The sequence below is a fragment of the Pseudomonas sp. CFBP 13602 genome (genome assembly GCF_014842725.1).
Taxonomy (GTDB): Bacteria; Pseudomonadota; Gammaproteobacteria; order Pseudomonadales; family Pseudomonadaceae; genus Aquipseudomonas; species Aquipseudomonas baltica.
In genome coordinates, this window is record NZ_JACYVT010000003.1 from 168,925 (window position 1) to 188,943 (window position 20,019).

The following is a 20,019-nucleotide window of genomic DNA, read 5'->3' on the forward strand; positions in this document are numbered from 1 at the left end:
ATGAACGAACAACAACGCCTGGAATTGGAAGCAGCGGCTTTCCGCCGTCTGGTCAAGCACCTGGACGAACGCAAAGACGTGCAGAACATCGACTTGATGAACCTGGCCGGGTTCTGCCGCAATTGCCTGTCCAAATGGTACAAGGCAGCTGCCGACGAGCAGCAGGTCGATGTCAGCCTCGATGAGGCCCGCGAAGTCGTCTACGGCATGCCCTATGCGCAGTGGAAGGCGCAATACCAGCAGGAAGCCAGCGCCGAACAGCAGGCGGCCTTCGCCAAGGGGACGCCCAATGCGTGATGTGAATTCGCTGCGCACCAGCCTGGCCAGCGGTGAACATCAGTTCGCCGCGACGCTGGCCTTCGTCGCCGAGCACTATGCCTATGAGCCACAGGCATTCAGCAACGGCGCTCTGGACAATGCTGCCGGGCAGAACGAAGGGTCCTGCAAGACCCTGGGCCTGGCACTGCTGGAAGGCTTGAGCGATGAAGAGGCACTGCTGGCGTTTGGCGAACACTACCGTTCGGTGGTGGCGACGCCCGAGGGCAGTGACCACGGTAATATCCGCAATCTGATGGCGCATGGGTTGGCGGGGGTGAAGTTTTCCGAACAGCCGCTGACCCAGCGGGGCTAACGGGCACGCATGAAAAAACCGACCTGCAGGGGTCGGTTTTTTTGTGCCCGGCTTTGGGGCCTCTTCGCGGGTAGAACCCGCTCCCACAGGGACAGTGTCCTTCACTGGGACTACAACACCCTGTGGGAGCGGGTTCTACCCGCGAAAGCCGCGCTGCGGTTCTGGATCAGAACGAAGCGTTGGCCAGCCCATCCAGATAACGCTCTACATCCAGCGCTGCCATGCAGCCGGCACCGGCCGAGGTAATTGCCTGGCGGTACACGTGGTCAGCCACGTCGCCGGCAGCGAATACGCCCTCGACGCTGGTCTCGGTGGCGTTGCCTTCACGCCCGCCCTGAACCACCATGTAGCCGTCCTTCAGAGCCAATTGCCCGTCGAACAACGAAGTGTTCGGCGTGTGACCGATCGCGATGAACACGCCATCGACCTTCAGCTCTTCGGCAATGCCATCGTTGTTGCGCAAGCGCGCACCGGTCACGCCCATGTTGTCGCCCAGCACCTCTTCCAGCGTGGCATTGAGCTTGAGTTCGATCTTGCCTTCGGCCACGCGAGCATGCAGCTTGTCGATCAGGATCTTCTCGGCGCGAAAGGTATCGCGACGATGGACCAGGGTCACCTTGCTGGCGATGTTGGCCAGGTACAGCGCCTCTTCGACCGCCGTGTTGCCGCCGCCCACTACCGCGACTTCACGGTTGCGATAGAAGAAGCCATCGCACGTGGCACAGGCCGAAACGCCCTTGCCCATGAACGCCTCTTCCGACGGCAAGCCCAGGTACCGCGCGCTGGCGCCGGTGGCGATGATCAGCGCGTCGCAGGTGTAGGTTGCGCTGTCACCCGTCAAGGTGAACGGCTGGGCAGCGAGGTCAACGGCATTGATGTGGTCGAAGACGATTTCGGTTTCAAAGCGCTCGGCGTGCTCGCGCATGCGCTCCATCAGGGCCGGGCCGGTCAGGCCATGGGGGTCGCCCGGCCAGTTGTCGACTTCGGTAGTGGTGGTCAACTGACCGCCTGCCTGCATGCCGGTAATCAGCAGCGGCTTGAGGTTGGCGCGCGCAGCGTACACGGCAGCGCTGTAACCGGCAGGGCCGGAGCCCAGGATGATCACGCGGGAATGACGGGTTTGAGACATGACTAACTCCTGACTGCCGGACGTTGGCGCCGATCCGGTGCGGCTGGAATAAAAAGGACTGGCAAGGCACCTTGGGGAAGGTTCAACGCCGCCAGCCCAGAAACTTGCCCGTGAAATCCAGGCAGGGTCAGCGCTTACAGGCTCTTGGCATTTCCAGCCAGGTAGTCGGCGACGCCCTGGGCATCGGCCTTCATGCCTTTCTGGCCCGGACGCCAGCCGGCCGGGCAGACTTCACCGTGCTGTTCGGTGAACTGCAGCGCTTCGACCAGCCGTACCATGTCGTCGACATCGCGACCCAGCGGCAGGTTGTTCACCACCTGGTGCTGCACGACACCTTGCTGGTCGATCAGGAACGAGGCACGCAGAGCCACGCCATCTTCGTGCTCGACGCCGTAGGCGCGGACGATCTCGTGCTTGACGTCGGCGACCATGGTGAATTCGACCTCACCGATACCGCCCTTCTCCACCGGCGTGCTGCGCCAGGCGTGGTGAGTGAACTGAGAATCGATGGACACCCCGACCACTTCGACACCCAGTTCGCGGAACTTGGCGATGCGGTTGTTGTGGGCGATGATTTCCGATGGGCACACGAAAGTGAAATCCAACGGCCAGAAGAACAGCACCACATACTTGCCACGCAGGGACGACAACTTGAAGCTGTCGACGATCGAGCCGTCGCCCAGTACGGCAGCGGCGTCGAAGTCAGGGGCTTGGCGGTTGACCAGAATGCTCATGAAGAACTCCTTGGAAGCGAAGATGGGAAAGGGTTGAAATTCGATGTGTCCAAGCTTAACGAGGTGGGCCCGATTAGGGAAATACCCTTTGGCAATCCAACCCATAGCCCTCGTCTATACGCGAAGGGCCATTCGTGCAGAGCACGCAAGGTTGTTACCGGCCATTGCCGTGGTTCCCGAGCGTCGGCAAAGCCGGTACTGTCAGCACGTTTCCCCTGTCTCGGAGTTGTCCATGCCTGTCCCTGCACTGTCCGGCCCGCAATACCTGCGCGAGGGCCTGAAAATGGTCTTGTCTCCCGGGCTGCGGCTGTTTGTACTGCTGCCATTGAGCATCAACCTGGTGCTGTTCGTTGGCCTGATCTACTTTGCCGGCCACCTGTTCAGCGGGTGGGTCGACCACTTGATCCAGAGCCTGCCCAACTGGCTTGGTTTCCTCAGCTTCATACTCTGGCCGCTGTTTGCGGTGCTCGTAGCCTTCATGGTGTTCTTCAGCTTCACCATGCTGGCCAACATCATCGCCGCCCCTTTCAACGGTTTTCTCTCCGAGAAGGTCGAGGTGGTCGCGCGGGGCAAGGACGACTTCCCTGCCTTCCGCTGGACCGAACTGTTTGAAATGATCCCGCGTACGCTGGCCCGCGAAGCGCGCAAGCTCGGCTATTTCCTGCCGCGCGCCCTGGCGCTGTTCGTGCTGTCGTTCATCCCGATGCTCAATATCATTGCCGCCCCTCTGTGGTTGCTGTTCGGGGTCTGGATGATGGCTATACAATACATCGACTACCCCGCCGACAACCACAAGATGAGTTGGCAGGACATGCTCGCCTGGCTGCGCCAGAAGCGCTGGCGCAGCCTCAGTTTCGGCGGCATCGTTTACCTGGCACTGCTGATCCCGGGGGTAAACGTTTTGATGATGCCTGCAGCGGTGGCAGGCGCGACATTGTTCTGGGTGCGCGAGCGAGGGTGAGTCCTGGCGGTGCGGCCGACTGCGGCTCGACACGCACTTCACTTGGAACGTAGGTTAACCACGAAAATTTTGCCCTTTCCCAGCCAACTGATACACAAGGCTGGTACACATGGCATTAATTGCACAACCATTCAGGCACCCCGATTCGGGCATCTACTACCTCCGACGCAGGGTGCCGGATGATCTCAGGCACATCATTGGCAAGACCGAGATTCGCCGCTCACTGAATACGCGAAATCACCAGCAAGCAAAGTCGGCGTTTGCTGTTGCATACGCGGAATCAGAACAGCTTTTTCACGATGCCCGCCTTGGACTCTACGTTCCACAACACCAGACGAAGGCTCTGACGTCCCGCCTGCCTATGGTTTCGCAACCGGAGGAAAAAGAAAAACGTTCACTCCTTTCAGAAATACTTACCGTTATATGACACCTGATAAAACCGCCGAAGATCGCATCATAAATCCAGCGTTTACTAATTAATGATACCTTGTTATATTGATACCACCTTAAGTGATACCACGGATCATCCGCCATGTCCCGCACCTTCCTGTATTGCCGTGTCAGCACCTCAAGCCAGTTCACCGAGAACCAGGTTCGAGAAGTGAAAGCCGCAGGCTTCGATGTACAGGCTACTCGGGTAATAGAGGAAACCATTTCAGGGAGCATCGCCGCTAAAGAGCGTGCGGGCTTCCAGAAGCTGCTTGATCGAATGAAATCGGGTGATGTATTGATCGTTACGAAGCTGGACCGTCTAGGCCGCAACGCTATGGATGTCCGTCAGACAGTCGAGCATCTTGCAGCAACAAGTATTCGCGTTCACTGCCTCGCCCTTGGTGGGGTAGACCTCACGAGTGCAGCCGGGAAGATTACAATGCAGGTTCTGGGGGCTGTAGCCGAGTTCGAGAGGGATCTGTTGATAGAGCGTACGCAGTCGGGGCTGAAGCGTGCGAAAGCAGAAGGCAAGAAGCTAGGCAGGCCAGCGGCAAAGGACACAACTAAAGCAGTGCTAGAGCAGAAGGCGCTTAACAAAACACAAGCAGAAGTCGCCAAGGTGCTTGAGATTGGTATCGCAACCGTCAAGCGGCACTGGAACAAGGCCTAACACTTCGTAAAATGAATCAGCCGCCCTCGGGCGGCTTTTTCGTGGGCGTGATATTTTGAAATCTGCCGCTCGGTAGACAGTCTGGCACGGGAATGGCCCTTAACACCGCCCCACATTTTCGGGGTTTCAGCAAACTTCCAGATACCCGCTCTGATATTCCATCGAGGATGCACCGCAGGATATTCTGCATGGTCGATATTTGATTTTGCATATCTTGGCCCGCTGGCGTTTGGTAAAAAGACTTTACCTGCGGCCACGCAGAAAGTGTAGCTGCCCGGAGAGTTGCTACTCCTTGATCCGGTTCACGAACTCCTCCAGACTCTTGAAGGACATGCAGTTGACGCTATGAACCACTAAAGTACCCTCAGCTCAATCTCGACGGAGTTTGAAGCAGTTTCGCCGGATGAGGATGATAAATCACCGCCCCCATCGTTCCCCTACTCTACTTACGCTACAGCGAATCCGACCAACGGATCACTGTCCATTCAGCCAGAATCTTAGATCGCTGCGCAATCGACTTTGGCCCCCAGCTTGACCATTTACTAGCTAAGTCTCTAGGAGTGGTAAACATTGACTCCTTCTGATACCGTTCTTTTTTAACAGCATATGACGAATCCTGAAGTGAAGAGTTCAGCGGGGAAGATAAAGGTATAACATTGGCCAAAAGATCTTTCATATGCTTATGTTGTTCTCTGCTGAATTTTTTTGCCCACTCTGAATGGTCATCGAACGTCTGCGGGAGGATATGCTCTATAGTAGGCACTAACGGCGGATTATCGCCTTTCATGTCACGATCATATTCAACCAGAAGATAACCACATATGTTAGCCCGCGCGAGCGCCCGCTTTTCAACCGCCGCTACAACCTCCCCATCGCTTGGCCATTGAATAGTGGGCCTGACCTTAATTTGCCGCTTGAATTCAGCTACATCGTGCTTCTTCATCTGCATCCAAAGGCCTTTGAATATTGCATGCAAACCTGTCGGCTCCAGCCCCACGATAGCTCTACGAACCAAAAAAGACTCTAATGCATCTAACAGACTCACAACCGTTTTCTCTGCTACGGAAGAACTTTCATACGCAAGCAGCATGGACATAACATATGGGTAAACCGACGCAGGCCGCCGCATTCTGACAAGACGTTCCAGACGTTTCGAGATTTCCTTGCTCTTGGGTTGGTGCCCGGTTTGGTCAATTGCCAAGAATGGCCCTTGAAGCGGCTTCATATCACTAATCATTTGCTCCGGCGTACGGCCTCGCCAAGACGCCCGAAGCTGCATAAACAGCTCTGACTTTTTCGTATTGCTATCTTGTATTAAACAGTAGGGAAAGAAGAAAGCCTCAGCCCTGTCGCCGAATGCCTCTTCAAAAGGTCTCCAAACGTGGTCAAACACACGCTGAGCTTTAGCGGGATCTTCTGCCAAGCTAGAAAAGATCTCATTTCTAACTAAGTCTACTACCCCAACCTTTACTCCTCTGAAATTTAATCTTTCAAAAATCTTTGTTGCGGCAGAAGCATCAGTAAGTTTGAGGTGCACGAACGAGAGGTTACGAGTTACGATGCCAACAGTTTCACGAAAATACTCCGACGCCTCGTCAGGATCAACTTGCGACTCGGCTTTTAAGTGCCTAAGTATACGGTAGTATTGCCCTACTAAATCACCATCCGCCTCGCCACTAGGAGGAGGCAGATGCAGTTGCAATTCCGCCAGTTCGTCTTGCAAAACTGAGGGGCTATTAATCCGGTCCCAGATAACTCTGAATTGACTTCGATCAGCAAACGCAGGCACAATCCTGGTGTTGATGTCGAGACCTCGACGCGGTGAAAGCAACAAATACTCCTGCACTAGCTCGAATGCTTCCTCTTTGTCAAACTGCGCGATGCACTCAACGACTGCCATTACAAAAACATATAATGTAAGCAAGCGTTGCTGCCCATCCACCACCTCCAAGGCACGCATGCGTCCAACAGTGTTCCCTCTTCGTGGTTTCTCATAGGCGACTATGGCACCCATGAACTGTGTTTCCTCGACCTCGGACCTAACCTGATCAATATCAGCCAGAAGTTCTGAGAGCTGCTTACTTTTCCAGACGTAGCTTCGTTGAAATATCGGAATATGTATTTGATCAGCATCTCTTAAGAGACTTTCAAAGTTCTGCTCATCCTGGCTATCCGTTATCCATTCAGACATAAAAAAACCTCATATTAGAATACGTATCACAGTCAATCACCGTAACATTAACCAATTCGTCGGGGCGTCTGCAAGCCGCAAACGGGACAGTTGAGAAGATAGAGAAGCGTCTGAACACTTAGTCCCTCGCGGCATCGAGTATGTCGTGCAGATTCGCCCGAGGCGAGGTTCTGGCATCGTTGATATTGCTGCGACCCGGACCGTGGTCGAAAAGCTGACTGCTCCCCCTCAGAATTTGCCTTCGCTGGCAGTCGCTATAAACAACCTCTCCTGCCATTATCACCCAGCGTATATCCAGGGATATCAGTGATTGGTCTGCATCCATGGTATGGCCTCCCAAGTAAATCAGAAGCGTAACATTGGAACGACGTGGTTGATACGCTCATAACGAAGCACTCGATCAAGGATGGAAAGAGTAAAAATCTGAACCCAATCCAGTCAATCCCAAATCGTAGGCCACAATGGCATGACCCAACAAACAATGTTGGCCCGAGGCAGCCACGGCTATCTCTACGCGAAAAGTCTATCTCAGGCGGTGCTCTCCCTAGACAGCTCGACATCGAGCTCAACATAGGTCAACACACGATAACCCTCGACATAAAACTTAACTATTGAAGGATATCTCGTAACCATTAATGGTACAATCTCAACATTGGCCAAATCAATCTCACTCCGTGAGAATGCTTTATACCGAGCGATTTCAGCAAGATTTTCAGACACCCATTTAATCTTCGATAAGAACTTATCATGATATTTTTTCTGGATGAAGTGATCCTTGAACTGTTGAAACTGACCGCGAGAATCTGTGGCAGGAGCTGAGGCCTTGCACTCCACCACATAAAAAATTTTATTTACTTCATCAAAGGCAATAATATCGATCTCACCACAAGGCAGCGCTACAGACCCTCCATTGTTACTAGTCCACTTTTTCAAACCTTTGATTCCATCATGACTGCACTTAGCAAAAATGTCAAAAACAACAGATTCAAATATGTTCCTCCGATGATATTGCTCTATCTCCTCTAGAGACCTATTGAGAACTGCATCTCCTTTCAAATCGAGTCTTTGGCCAATAGCTGAGCGATGCTTAAATATATCATGCCATTCCGCCACCATAAAGATGTTAACAATCACATGCCAAGACGCTTTTTTAATATGAGGCTTACTTACTGAAGCCTTTGGATAGATTGATGTAAGGTACTTAAGACGATCAAGCCTTATACCCGCAAAATTTATCATTCGGATAGGATCTTTCTTATCCAAAAAATCTCCTCCGACCCTCATGAAGTCTTTGGAGGATAACAGTATGAAGTTTAAGATTTTTACTACCACCGGCTTTGGTATATCACTCTCATCGACCAACCAGTCAACTAGATACTCTCCGGGAATTATCAATACCGCTCCTGAGGAAAGCACCTCTCGGAGCATGACATCAATGAGTTTCTCGATATCTTCCAAAGTAAAACCCTTTGCGACCTGTAACGCGTTACTCAGCTTCTTGTTTAGATACAATTCGTCAGCAGCTCGGCGAGAGGCGCTAAGCCGATTCCAGTGATCATCGTCGGCCATCCGCATATATTCAGCACGTTCTTGCATCGCAACTTTTGACTTCGGCGGCAGTTTCGGCATCAGCATTCCAAACGGGTCCGTTAGATCAAACTCTACATCTCCATACACATCTGGAAAAAAGTGGATAAGGTTGGACCATTCTGCCGCCATCATCATTACTGACAGTATAGTAAAAACTTTGGACACCTCTTCGTAACTTGGCTGTCGTCGCTGTAGGCTATCACCAGCCCCTCCAGACAATATATGTTCTATTACAAACCGCCAGCCAAACCTCCCTACAGGCGCCATCTCTTTCGGGCTGTGAAATGGTTGAGCGAACCCCCCTCTGTATACAGAAGTCCACATAAAAATTTGCTTGTACGCTTCTAGCATCCAGCTGGCAGAGTTACCCTTCAGAATACTGGTACGGAGTTTATCTTGAGCAACCTCAAACATTGAGTTTACAATCGACTTTGCATCCGCATTAGTTTTCCCAGACGGCATGTACGTCTGCTTGAGCGATCTTAAAATCGAGAGCATTGTCTCTTCATGAAATTCCGACACTGGTTCATCTATGGGGGTTCGTTGCTCGTTAATATCCATAACCAACTCTCTGCACAAATTTAACGGATAATCTCACTGTACGACACATCAGCTCAGCGATTAAACAACCTAAGCTGATGGAGCATTCTTTGCGTCACCGGCCCGAAACAATCCCAACTATAAGAATCATGTGTTATTAGAAAGGCACATCATCAAATGAGTCAAAGCCCGGTATGGGTTCGGATTTATAACGCGCCACTGAGTCGAGTTTGGAATAAATATTAGCTTCGATGACATTTCTTTTTTCCTTTCCACATTTTCCTAAAAGGCTCAAGAAATCCTTGATCACCTTCACGCTCATTTTACTTCCTTTACTGTAGTAGTATTCTCCATTCAAAAAGCATCGACCAATTGCCGCATTAGAAGGAACGGACTGTTCGAGCATGACGCCTTGATAGACTTTATGCAAACGCACAGAAAACTCATCCACCTCAAAATACTTTGCATCAGATACAATTTTTGAGACTATTAGAGCAAGCTCTTTTGAAAAGTTTTGATAGATCACTATTTCAGAACCTGAAAACACCACACTGTCAGTGGTATTTGTTAATGCACTTTCTTTGACCTGCGCGAATGATGCAATACGCTCATACGGAGATCGTTTCGCCATGACCTCAAGCAAACCTAAGTACTTGAAAGAAGCGATATCGTTTTCTACAACAATTTTCTCAAATAACTTCCCTACAAAATACACCTCTGTTGCATGTGTATAGATTTTTCTATCAAACTCTGCAGGGCGATCGCACCACCAGTTCAAGGAGATACTTTTATCAAAATCTACATCTTCGAGGATCTTTTTTCCAAAACCAAAATCAATTACTTTTACAACGCCGTCGTTCGTCACCATCACATTGGATGGGCGTACGTCGCGATGGAGAATATTACACGACTCCAAATAAGCAAACGCATCAACTACCTGGATAAATACTTCGTTTACACTTTCAGGATACCGTATCAGGTACTCTTCAATATCGACACCTTCTACATACTCCATAAAAATGTAGCCGCTATATTTTTGCGGATATAACAGATAGTTGAAAACGCGAACAATATTGAAATGGTGCAGCGAATAAAGGAGCTTTATCTCACTTACAAAGCCCTTGTATAGAATCTCCTTCCACTCATCTAGCAGCGGAGAGTATTTCTTACAGACGAAAAGCTCATCTATCATATCATCATGCAAGAGCACTGTTTTCCCACATGCCCCTTGCCCGAGCTCTGACCGAAGTACAAAACTTCTACCTAATGAAAAGTGTATTTTCTTGTCAATTTCCATTCAGCATCCTCGCCAACCAACACATGAGACTAGGTGATGAGCGCTGAATCAAGCCGCCCAAAGTACACCAACTACGCTACCATCAAACTGATGATTCTGGAACGCCACTATGGTGTATATGTTCGTGAGCCACTCAGAAGATTGCCTAAGGTCCAGCAGCGGCTCATCACCTGGTAGCCTCGGCGATGTTAGGGGTCTGTTGAAATGGATGGTGCACTACCTCACCTGCGGTCTTTTCACGATGCCCACTAACCTGATACATTTCCCGCCCACTCCCTTGGGAAAGGGCGTTGATTTACGTTGCCTTCAGACGATGTATCGCGCTTTTGCAGTACATCGACTACCCTGCCGACAACCACAAGATGAGTTGGCAGGACATGCTCGCCTGGCTGCGCCAGAAGCGCTGGCGCAGCCTCAGTTTCGGCGGCATCGTTTACCTGGCACTGCTGATCCCGGGGGTAAACGTTTTGATGATGCCTGCAGCGGTGGCAGGCGCGACACTGTTCTGGGTGCGCGAGCGACAATAGCCTTTGCGGTAGAACCACTGGTCGTTAATGACTGCGACCAGTCCGACATCTACTACTCTCTTTCTACCCAAGCGCTTTCACGGCAGCGACTTTCGTAAAGAAATATTCTTCAACTCTCGCCAACTTTACCCCACACCGCCGTTGATCAAGCCATACCAAAAGACCTTACATCGCTTCTTGAAGATGTAACCTGTGCATTCCAGTAGTCAGGTTGATTTGAAACTATCACCTTGAAATACTGGAGCAATACAACTATGAATCGGAAATTGGCAGCGGAGTTTCTCGGCACATTCTGGTTGGTGTTCGGCGGTTGTGGAAGCGCGATATTCGCTGCCAAATTTCCAGAGCTGGGAATCGGATTTGCTGGCGTATCGCTGGCTTTTGGTTTGACCGTCCTCACCATGGCTTATGCCGTCGGCCCCATTTCAGGTGGACATTTCAATCCTGCCGTTACAATCGGGCTATGGGCGGGCGGCCGGATCTCACCCAGTGAAGTCATGCCCTACGTGGTGGCCCAGGTTGTCGGCGCTGTCGCCGCGGCCGCAGCGCTCTACACGATTGCCTCCGGAGTTCCCCTGTTCGAAACGGGTGGATTCGCCGCGAACGGGTACGGCGATTTGAGTCCCGGCAACTATTCCCTGGCTTCCTGCCTGTTCGCCGAAGCTTTGCTGACATTCTTCTTTTTACTGATCATCATGAAGGTCACCAGCACCAATGCGCCGGCAGGCTTCGCTCCACTGGCCATCGGCCTTGCCCTGACGCTCATCCATCTTGTGTCCATCCCCATCACCAACACCTCTGTAAACCCTGCACGAAGTACCGGGCCAGCCCTGTTCGCCGGCGGGCCGTATATCGCTCAACTTTGGCTGTTCTGGCTTGCCCCCGTGGTCGGTGGGTTGCTGGGTGGATGGGTCGGGCGGGCGATGGGCGAAAAAAATGATCTGAAGATCCCTGCTCATGTATAGGCCTGGTCGGTTGCTCATAAAAATTTGCCAGGCAGCCGTGAACTTGCTTCCACGTCGCAATTGCAACCATCGCGAGGCTGTGATGATTCCGACTCTTTCCGCTGATAAACGATTGAAACACTGGCATGTATCGTGGCACATCCGAGAACGCGAAATCTTCTGTGTGGAATGCGGGGGCCTGCAGACGTATTCAACATCTTCCCAGCCTTTCAATTCGAATCATTTGGCGAAATGCCGCAATGACAGCTGCGAACCTCAACATCCATGGCAAGAATTGCGCGAGATATTGTTCGACTGGAAACTTGAAGTCATAAAAACCTCATGAAAGCGCCACACCTGTGCAATACATGGCGTCGAAAATGAGCCTATGACAGCTCCCTCTCTGCATATCACCCTGGTTACGGAAACCTTTGCCCCCGAGATCAACGGGGTCGCCAGTACGCTCGAATATCTGTGCGAAGGGTTGCGCCGTCGCGGACACCGAGTGGATGTAGTGCGTCCGCGACAGGCGCAGGACACAGGCCTGGCTGACGATCTGATGCTGTGTCGCGGCTGGCCGATTCCCGGGTATCCGGGTCTGCAGTGGGGCGAGTCGTCCAGGCGGCGGTTGGTGCGGCTCTGGCGCTCGAGGCGACCCGACGTGGTGTATGTCGCCACGCCGGGGCCTTTGGGCTTGAGCGCACTGCGCGCGGCACGGCTGCTGGGTATCGCGGTGGTCAGCGGTTTTCATACCAACTTCCAGCAATACGCCGCACAAAGCGGGTTGGGGCTGTTGACGCGTGTGGTGACGCATTATCTGCGCTGGTTTCACAACCGTACGCAGATGACCCTGGTGCCCAGCCACGGCCAACGCCTCGAGTTGCAGCGACGTGGCTTCGAGCGATTGCAGCTACTGGCGCGTGGCGTCGATGCTCAGCTGTTCCATCCTGCGCGGCGCAGGGCCGAGTTGCGCCAACGCTGGGGGCTGGCGGAGGGTGACCTGGCGGTGATCCATGTCGGACGCCTGGCATGGGAAAAGAATCTGGACCTGCTCGCGCGTACCTTCAGCCATCTGCAGGCGCGGCATCCGCAGCGGGTGATGAAGTTGATCGTGGTAGGTGACGGCGGGCGGCGAAGCAACCTGCAGCAGAAGATGCCCGAGGCGATCTTCTGCGGGGCATTGCGCGGCGAGGTGCTGGCTGAACACTATGCCAGCGGTGATATCTTCGTCTTTCCCAGCCTCACTGAAACCTTCGGCAATGTGGTGCTGGAAGCGCAGGCATCAGGGCTGGCCGTGGTGGCCTACGATGAGGCCGCCGCCGCGCAGCACATTCGCCACGGGCACAGCGGCGCGCTGGCCATGCCGGGCGACGAAGCGGCGTTTCTCGACGCAGCGGGCTGGCTGCTGGAAAACGAAGAAAATTTGCGGCGGGTCCGCCTCAATGCGCGTCGACATGCCAACCGTCAGGGCTGGGAGGCCATCGTCGAGCAGTTCGAGAAGCAACTGACGAGTGCGTGCGTCCTGAGGTCTTCTGCGGATCTCGCAAACACCGCGGCACCTCTTCGCGGCCAATGACCGCTCCAACGGATGCTTCGCGCCCATGAGCCTGATCAGTGTGGGAGCGGCCCGTGGCCGCGAAAAGCGCGCCGCGCAGTGCCAGCAGATAACGCATCAACCCTTCGCGGCCGCTGACCGCTCCTACAGGGGTAGCGATGTGGCGGGGCAAAAAAAGGGGCACGTCGCTGACGTGCCCCTTTTTTGCATCTGCGCCTGGCCGCTCGCAAGAGCGCCTTGCTCAGATCAGTGGTGATGACCACCCTCGCCGTGCACGTGGCCGTGCGCGATTTCTTCCTGGCTGGCGTCGCGGATGTCGACGACCTTGACCTTGAAGTGCAGGCGCTGACCGGCCAACGGGTGATTGCCGTCGACGGTGACGTCGTCGCCATCCAGATCGCGGATGGTCACGATCTGCATCTGGCCATCCGGCGCGGACGCGTGGAACTGCATGCCCACTTCCAGCTCGTCGACGCCTTCGAACATGCTGCGCGACAAGGTGCTGACCAGCTCGGCCGCGTACTCGCCATAGGCATCTTCAGGCTCGATGGCCACGTCCAGGTCGTCGCCGACCTGCTTGCCGTCCAGAGCCTTTTCCAGGCCGGGGATGATGTTACCAGCGCCCTGCAGATAGACCAGCGGCGCGCCGCCGGCGGAACTGTCGATAACCTCACCGGCGTCGTTGGTCAGGGTGTATTCGATGGAGACAGCCTTGTTGGCGGCGATCAGCATGAGGTAAGACCTTTTGCATTAAGAATGTAGAACGACCAAGTGTAACCAAGGGTTGGCTTGAAAGCGAACCCACTCGGCCAGTGGTCGACCGGACACAATGCGCGCGGCCTTTAGGCCTGCTGCACGCATCTTGAGGTTATGACTGCCCACGGCGCGATTCGTTTCTACTTGCGGGCTGTGGCGTGATGCTTGTAGCGTGCAGCCCGAAGCTCACCCGAGAAGCTCGCATGCAAACATTTTTCATCGCGCCGACCGATTTTGGCGTCGGCCTGACCTCCATCAGCCTGGGGCTGGTGCGCACCCTGGAACGCGCCGGCCTGAAGGTCGGCTTCCTCAAGCCCATTGCCCAGCCACACCCCGGCGATCAGGGCCCGGAGCGCTCGACCGAACTGGTGGCCCGTACCCATGGCCTGCAACCACCCAAGCCCCTGGGCCTGGCCCATGTGGAACGCATGCTGGGCGATGGCCAGCTCGACGAGTTGCTCGAAGAGATCCTGACGCTGTATCAGCAGGCCTGCGTCGGCAACGACGTGGTCATCGTCGAAGGCATGGTGCCCACCCGCCACGCCAGCTATGCCGCCAGGGTCAACCAGCACCTGGCGAAAAGCCTGGATGCCGACGTGATTCTGGTGTCGAGTGCCGAGAACGAAGTGCTCGCCGAGCTTTCCGGCCGGGTCGAGTTGCAGGCGCAACTGTTCGGGGGCCCGCGTGATCCCAAGGTGCTGGGCGTCATCCTCAACAAGGTCCGCACCGATGAAGGCATGGACGTCTTCGCCGCCCGTCTCAAGGAACACTCGCCCCTGCTGCGTGGCGGCGATTTTCGCCTGCTCGGCTGCATTCCCTATCAGGCCGACCTCAACGCCCCGCGCACGCGCGACGTGGCCGAGCTGCTCGGCGCCCAGGTGATCAACGCCGGTGACTACGAGCAGCGGCGCATGAACAAGATCATCATCTGCGCGCGCACGGTGCTCAATACCGTGCAGCTGCTCAAACCGGGGGTTCTGGTGGTCACCCCAGGCGACCGTGACGACATCATTCTGGCAGTGAGCCTGGCCGCCATGAACGGCATGCCCCTGGCCGGGCTGCTGCTGACCAGCGACACCCTGCCCGACCCGCGCATTCTCGAGCTGTGTCGGGGCGCCTTGCAGGCCGGCCTGCCGGTGCTGTCGGTGAGCACGGGATCCTATGACACCGCCACGCGCCTGAACCAGCTGAACAAGGAAATCCCCATTGATGACCGCGAGCGCGCGGAGATCATCACCGATTTCGTCGCTGGCCATCTGGATGCCCAATGGTTGCACCAGCGCTGTGGTACCCCGCGCGAACTGCGCCTGTCACCGGCGGTATTCCGCTATCAGCTGATCCAACGCGCGCAACAGGCCGACAAGCGCATCGTGCTGCCCGAAGGTCACGACCCCCTGACCATCCAGGCGGCCGCCATCTGCCAGACGCGCGGCATTGCACGCTGTGTGCTGCTGGCCAAGCCAGACGAGGTGCAGGCGGTCGCCAGCGCCCACGGCATCGCACTGCCCGAAGGGCTCGAGATACTCGACCCCGACCTGATCCGCGGTCGCTACGTGGAGCCGATGGTTGCCCTGCGCAAGAGCAAAAGCCTGAACGCGCCCATGGCCGAGCAGCAGTTGGAAGACAACGTGGTGATCGGCACCATGATGCTGGCCCTGGATGAAGTGGATGGCCTGGTGTCGGGCATCGTCCACTCCACTGCCAACACCATCCGCCCGGCCCTGCAGTTGATCAAGACCGCGCCCGGCTGCAGCCTGGTGTCCTCGGTGTTCTTCATGCTGTTCCCCGATCAGGTGCTGGTGTATGGCGACTGCGTGATGAACCCGCACCCCAGCGCTGCGGAACTGGCAGAGATCGCCCTGCAGAGCGCCGACTCCGCCGAAGCCTTCGGCATTGCCGCGCGAGTGGCGATGATCAGCTATTCGAGTGGCAACTCGGCCAGTGGCGAAGAAGTCGAGAAGGTGCGTGAGGCCACCCAGTTGGCCCAGGAGATCCAGCGCGATCTGCTGATCGACGGCCCGCTGCAATACGACGCGGCCGCCAATGAAAACGTGGCGCGCCAACTGGCCCCGGACAGCCGGGTCGCCGGTCGCGCGACGGTGTTCGTGTTTCCCGACCTGAACACCGGCAACACCACGTACAAAGCGGTCCAGCGCAGCGCCGATTGCGTGAGCCTGGGGCCGATGCTGCAAGGACTGCGCAAACCGGTCAACGACCTGCCGCGTGGCGCTCAAGTCGATGACATCGTCTACACCATTGCCCTGACTGCCATCCAGGCCAACCGCACCATCGACCTCTAGGACCCTTCTCTTGAAAACGCTTACCGGCCTGTGCGCCGCGCTGCTGCTGGCGCTGAACACCCTCGTTTGCTGCACGCCGCTGTTCATCGTCAGCCTGATCAAGCTGTGCCTGCCGTTCGCGGCGGCGCAGCGTGTGACCGACGAACTGATGCGCCACATCCACGAAGCCTGGATCAGCAACAACAAGGCCTGGATGAACCTGCTCGGCGGTATCGGCTGGAAAGTCGAGGGCTTGCAAGGCCTGGACTACCAGCACTCCTACCTGGTGACCAGCAACCACCAGAGCTGGGTCGATATCCTGGTGCTGCAATACGTGCTGAACCGGCGCATTCGCCCGCTGAAGTTCTTCCTCAAGCGCGAGCTCATCTGGGTGCCGGTCATTGGCCTGGCCTGGTGGGCGCTCGGCTTCCCGTTCATGAAACGCTACTCCAAGGCCTATCTGGCCAGGCATCCGGAAAAGAAAGGCGAAGACCTGCTCACGACGCGCCGCGCCTGCGCCAAGTTTCGCGGCAAGCCGACCGCCATCTTCAACTTCGCCGAAGGCACGCGCTTCACCCCGGCCAAGCACGCGGCCCAGGCATCACCGTTTCGCCATCTGCTCAAGCCCAAGGCCGGTGGCATTGCTTTCGTGCTCGATGCCATGGGCGAGCAACTGCAGTCGATGGTCGACGTGACGGTGTTCTATCCCAAGGGCGCCCCCGGGTTCTGGGATCTACTGTGCGGTCGGGTAGGCGAGATCCATGTGCTGTTCGAAGAGCTGCCGATTCCGGCGCAATTCATCGGTCACAGCTACGATCAGGACGACGAGTACCGGGCTCGTTTTCAGGCATGGGTCAACGCGCTGTGGACGCAGAAGGACGCGACGCTCGAGCGACTCGAGACACACTGATCACCCATGAAAAATCCCGCTGCCAGAGCGGGATTTTTCATGGCCGAAGCAGTGATTACTGCTGCGGGTATTGCTGGCCTGGAATCGGCTTGAGGTTGACTTCGACACGGCGGTTCTGGGCGCGGCCGTTGGCGTCGGCATTGCTGGCGATCGGCTGGTCGGGACCTGCGCCGCGGACCGACAGGCGCGAGCCATCGACACCCTGTGAGGTCAGGTAGTTGCTGACCGCCTGGGCGCGTTGCAGCGACAGGTCCATGTTGTGCTGGCGGCTGCCGGTGCTGTCGGTGTAGCCGACGATCTCGATGTTGTTCTCGTTGAACTGCTTGAACGAATTGCCCAGGTTGTTCAATGGCGAGTAGAAGCTGCTGGAGATGTTCGACGAGTCGGTGGCGAAGGTGATGTTGCCCGGCATGATCAGTTTGATCTGATCGCCCTGGCGCTGCACTTCGACCCCGGTGTTGGCCATGCTTTCACGCAGCGCGGCTTCCTGGCGGTCGGCGTAGTAGCCATAGCCTGCCGAAGCGGCACCCGCCACGGCAGCGCCGATCAAGGCACCCTTGCCGCGGTTGTTGTGGTCGATGGCGGCACCGGCCACGGCACCGGCCAGTGCACCCAGCCCGCCATACTTGGCGGTCTTGCTGATGCCCGACGAACCCTGGGCCTGGCCCTGGTTTTCATACGGATTCTGCGACGCGCACCCGGACAACAGGGCGATGGCAGCGGCGGCAGTGATCAAGCGACGCGAGGTAAACATGGGCAACTCCTACTACAAGGCGGAAATCTGCAAAACAGAATGCGGCGGGTCATGGACCTCTGACTGCTTTGGACGGCAAAACCCGGGAAAGATTCCCCAGACCGGGCCGACCAGGCTCGACGCCAGCGGCTTGCACAGTGCCGCTTAAAAATGCACGCCGAAGCTGAGTTCGACGAAGTCGCGGTCATCCACCGTGGTGTACTTGCCGTCGAAGAAGTTGGTGTACGACAGGCTCGCCGTGTAGGTGTTCTGGTACTCGGCGTCGAGCCCGAGGCTGACCGCCTTGCGACCTTCCTCGAAATTGCCGCCGGGGCTTGGCGAATAGCCGGACACATCGTGCGACCACGCCACGCTGGGGCGCAGGTCGATCCCAGGGAGCACACTGTTGTAGTCCCAGATGGCGCGCGCGCGATAGCCCCATGAAGTGCTGGTGGTGAAGCCGCCATCGGTGCAGTTGCGCGACAGATTACGGGTCGAGGCACCGGGACCTGCAGCGGCCAGGGTACCGGTGTTGAGGAGCGTTGCGCAGGTGTCCAGGCCATTGGTGGCGGGCAACGCACCGGGACCATGCACCGCGTCGCGACCGTAGCGCCTGCGCGAACTGCTCTCCAGGCCACCGACATGGGTAACGCCCACCTCGCCCACCACGGTCAACCGATCTGCGCCCATGACCTGATCGAAGAAATGCGTCAGGGTGGTCTGCAGCTGGGTGATTTCCTTGCGGCGGTAGCCCTTCAAGTCCTGGCCGGGCGTGCCGTCGAGCAGCGACGCATTGCTGTAGGTGCCGCCCAGCGGGCGCACACCGGCATAGAGAATGTCGGTGGTGTTGAGCTGCACCGGTGCATTGGGCCGGTAGCTGACTTCGCCACTCCAGGCAGTGCCGGTAGGCAGCGTGGTGGAAAAGCTCAGCCCGTAAAGACGAATGTCTTCGGGGTAGTCGTAGAAGTAGCTGGAATTGCCGGCCACCAGCAACGGCGCCAAAGCCCCGGCGCGCGACGCTGATGCATAGGTCGCGGTCGATGCGCCGGTGGCGTTGAACAGCGGCAGGCGGCTGTGGTAATTCATGAAGTAGGCACCGAACTCGGTGTCCAAAGGGTCGTAGTTGTAGTGCAGCGCCACGCCGAACTGGCCACTGTCGCGCGCATCGCGGTCCGCACCGCGGCGCACCAGCACCCCCTCTTCGTTGACATTCACACCGGCAGCGGCAAGCGCTGGAAGATCAGCGGCAGGCAGGCCCGAGCGCTTGCTCAGCAGGCGCAGATTGTCACTGCATCCATCGGCGGCAACGTCTGCCCGGGCGAAGAACGTGCCGCAGTTGTCAGCCACCGTCTGGTCCCATTCGAGCTGGTAGAAGGCCTCGGCCGAGAGGTTGTCGGTCAGGCTCTGCGAGACGTAGAACAGGTTGACCGGGACCAGCCCTTCCTTGATCTCGGCACCGGGTCGGCGCAAGGCCGAGACGTCGATCGGGTTGAGGGCATTGATGCCATTCTGGATGAAGGTGCTCTCGCCCCAACTGACCACCTGCTTGCCCAGGCGAACGCCGCCTGGCTGATCGGCGAGGGCATAGTTGTGGTAGACGAACGCGTCGAGAAGCTGCGCGCCGGAGGACTGCCCGGCCTCCTTGCGGTGGACGTCGCTGATGTCCTTGAAGGGACGGCCTTCGTCCTTGAGTTCGAAGTCGTACCAGTACTTGCCGCGAATGAAGACGCCGCTGTCGCCGTATTTCAGTTCCAGGTCGTGCAGCCCCTTGAAGACCTTTGAAAAGGTTTCGCCCTTTTTGAAGTTCAAGCGACCGTCGTCGGCGGTCTGCGACAGGCCCGAGCCACCATTGTTGACGCCGATCAGGTTGCGGTTCGCCCCGGCCGTGGACCAGCTGGCGCCGACCGACAGCGCGGTATCGAACTGACCCTCGATTTCGCCGATGTTGAAGCTGACGGCAAGCGCCGGCCCGGCAAGCGTCGCCAGACCAACTGCCAGGGGTAATCTGGCCCGGCGACAGGACAGGTGTACTGAGTTCATCGACGCTGATCCATGTTCCGCTGTTCTCTGTTCGTTAGGGTGCTGGCAAGGGGCACTGCGCCGCCATTATAGCCAGCCAGAAGCGTTATCCGACGCCAGC

The 20,019-nt window shown here is 56.4% G+C and carries 17 protein-coding genes and 1 pseudogene; 10 read left to right on the forward strand and 8 right to left on the reverse strand.

All coding sequences use genetic code 11. The annotated features are described in order from the left end of the window. Nucleotides 1–297, forward strand: coding sequence for a DUF1244 domain-containing protein (locus tag IFU31_RS07170; RefSeq protein ID WP_043192964.1), 297 nt, complete (start codon nt 1–3; stop codon nt 295–297). Continuing rightward, nucleotides 290–631 (forward strand): HopJ type III effector protein, encoded by a 342-nt coding sequence (locus IFU31_RS07175; protein WP_192058616.1) that lies wholly within the window; start codon nt 290–292, stop codon nt 629–631. The genes IFU31_RS07170 and IFU31_RS07175 overlap by 8 nt, the downstream gene beginning before the upstream one ends. A 166-nt stretch (nt 632–797) precedes the next feature. Here IFU31_RS07175 and trxB read toward each other — a convergent pair whose 3' ends face one another. Then, nucleotides 798–1,760 (reverse strand): thioredoxin-disulfide reductase, encoded by a 963-nt coding sequence (gene trxB, locus IFU31_RS07180; RefSeq protein WP_192102609.1) that lies wholly within the window; start codon nt 1,758–1,760, stop codon nt 798–800. A gap of 134 nt (nt 1,761–1,894) precedes the next feature. Continuing rightward, the gene (locus tag IFU31_RS07185; RefSeq protein ID WP_122475170.1) at nt 1,895–2,494 is read right to left on the reverse strand and encodes a peroxiredoxin; all 600 of its coding nucleotides are present in this window, start codon (nt 2,492–2,494) and stop codon (nt 1,895–1,897) included. A gap of 232 nt (nt 2,495–2,726) precedes the next feature. On the opposite strand from IFU31_RS07185, the gene cysZ reads away from it, so the two are divergent. From cysZ to IFU31_RS07200, 3 genes are all read left to right on the forward strand, one after another. Beyond that, the gene (gene cysZ, locus IFU31_RS07190; RefSeq protein WP_122715195.1) at nt 2,727–3,455 is read left to right on the forward strand and encodes a sulfate transporter CysZ; all 729 of its coding nucleotides are present in this window, start codon (nt 2,727–2,729) and stop codon (nt 3,453–3,455) included. Nucleotides 3,456–3,564: 109 nt separating this feature from the next. Then, nucleotides 3,565–3,882, forward strand: coding sequence for a DUF6538 domain-containing protein (locus IFU31_RS07195; protein ID WP_192102610.1), 318 nt, complete (start codon nt 3,565–3,567; stop codon nt 3,880–3,882). Between the two features lie 105 nt (nt 3,883–3,987). After that, complete coding sequence (locus IFU31_RS07200; protein WP_192102611.1) at nt 3,988–4,557, forward strand: recombinase family protein; 570 nt, start codon at nt 3,988–3,990, stop codon at nt 4,555–4,557. Nucleotides 4,558–5,008: 451 nt separating this feature from the next. Here the strand turns inward: IFU31_RS07200 and IFU31_RS07205 are convergent, their stop codons facing one another. The 3 genes from IFU31_RS07205 to IFU31_RS07215 form a co-directional block, all read right to left on the reverse strand. Beyond that, entirely contained in the window at nt 5,009–6,748 is a 1,740-nt protein-coding gene (locus IFU31_RS07205) for a DUF262 domain-containing protein (protein ID WP_192102612.1), read from the reverse strand. Nucleotides 6,749–7,276: 528 nt separating this feature from the next. Continuing rightward, nucleotides 7,277–8,899 carry a hypothetical protein gene (locus IFU31_RS07210; protein WP_192102613.1) on the reverse strand — a complete coding sequence of 541 codons (1,623 nt, stop codon included), beginning with the start codon at nt 8,897–8,899 and terminating at the stop codon, nt 7,277–7,279. A 136-nt stretch (nt 8,900–9,035) separates the two neighbouring features. Beyond that, a complete protein-coding gene (locus tag IFU31_RS07215; protein ID WP_192102614.1) occupies nt 9,036–10,175 on the reverse strand; it encodes a protein kinase family protein in 1,140 nt (379 codons plus the stop codon). 326 nt (nt 10,176–10,501) lie between these two features. Between IFU31_RS07215 and IFU31_RS07220 the strand changes: the two are divergent. From IFU31_RS07220 to IFU31_RS07230, 3 genes and pseudogenes are all read left to right on the forward strand, one after another. Continuing rightward, a pseudogene (locus IFU31_RS07220) lies at nt 10,502–10,702 on the forward strand (EI24 domain-containing protein); the annotation flags it as partial. A gap of 254 nt (nt 10,703–10,956) precedes the next feature. Next, nucleotides 10,957–11,667 (forward strand): aquaporin Z, encoded by a 711-nt coding sequence (gene aqpZ / locus IFU31_RS07225; RefSeq protein WP_192102615.1) that lies wholly within the window; start codon nt 10,957–10,959, stop codon nt 11,665–11,667. Between the two features lie 367 nt (nt 11,668–12,034). Beyond that, a complete protein-coding gene (locus IFU31_RS07230; protein ID WP_192102616.1) occupies nt 12,035–13,222 on the forward strand; it encodes a glycosyltransferase family 4 protein in 1,188 nt (395 codons plus the stop codon). A 225-nt stretch (nt 13,223–13,447) separates the two neighbouring features. Here the strand turns inward: IFU31_RS07230 and IFU31_RS07235 are convergent, their stop codons facing one another. After that, a complete protein-coding gene (locus IFU31_RS07235) occupies nt 13,448–13,933 on the reverse strand; it encodes an FKBP-type peptidyl-prolyl cis-trans isomerase (protein WP_043192958.1) in 486 nt (161 codons plus the stop codon). A 227-nt stretch (nt 13,934–14,160) separates the two neighbouring features. On the opposite strand from IFU31_RS07235, the gene pta reads away from it, so the two are divergent. Beyond that, nucleotides 14,161–16,257 (forward strand): phosphate acetyltransferase, encoded by a 2,097-nt coding sequence (gene pta, locus IFU31_RS07240; protein WP_122475178.1) that lies wholly within the window; start codon nt 14,161–14,163, stop codon nt 16,255–16,257. A gap of 10 nt (nt 16,258–16,267) precedes the next feature. Beyond that, entirely contained in the window at nt 16,268–17,146 is an 879-nt protein-coding gene (locus IFU31_RS07245) for an acyltransferase (RefSeq protein WP_185795024.1), read from the forward strand. 55 nt (nt 17,147–17,201) lie between these two features. On the opposite strand, the gene IFU31_RS07250 is transcribed toward IFU31_RS07245, so the two are convergent. Together IFU31_RS07250 and IFU31_RS07255 are read right to left on the reverse strand one after the other, a co-directional pair. Further along, nucleotides 17,202–17,900: an OmpA family protein gene (locus IFU31_RS07250; RefSeq protein WP_122475182.1), complete on the reverse strand. Its 699-nt coding sequence runs from the start codon at nt 17,898–17,900 to the stop codon at nt 17,202–17,204. A 144-nt stretch (nt 17,901–18,044) separates the two neighbouring features. After that, nucleotides 18,045–19,919 (reverse strand): DUF1302 domain-containing protein, encoded by a 1,875-nt coding sequence (locus IFU31_RS07255; protein WP_192102617.1) that lies wholly within the window; start codon nt 19,917–19,919, stop codon nt 18,045–18,047. Between the last annotated feature and the right edge of the window lie 100 nt (nt 19,920–20,019).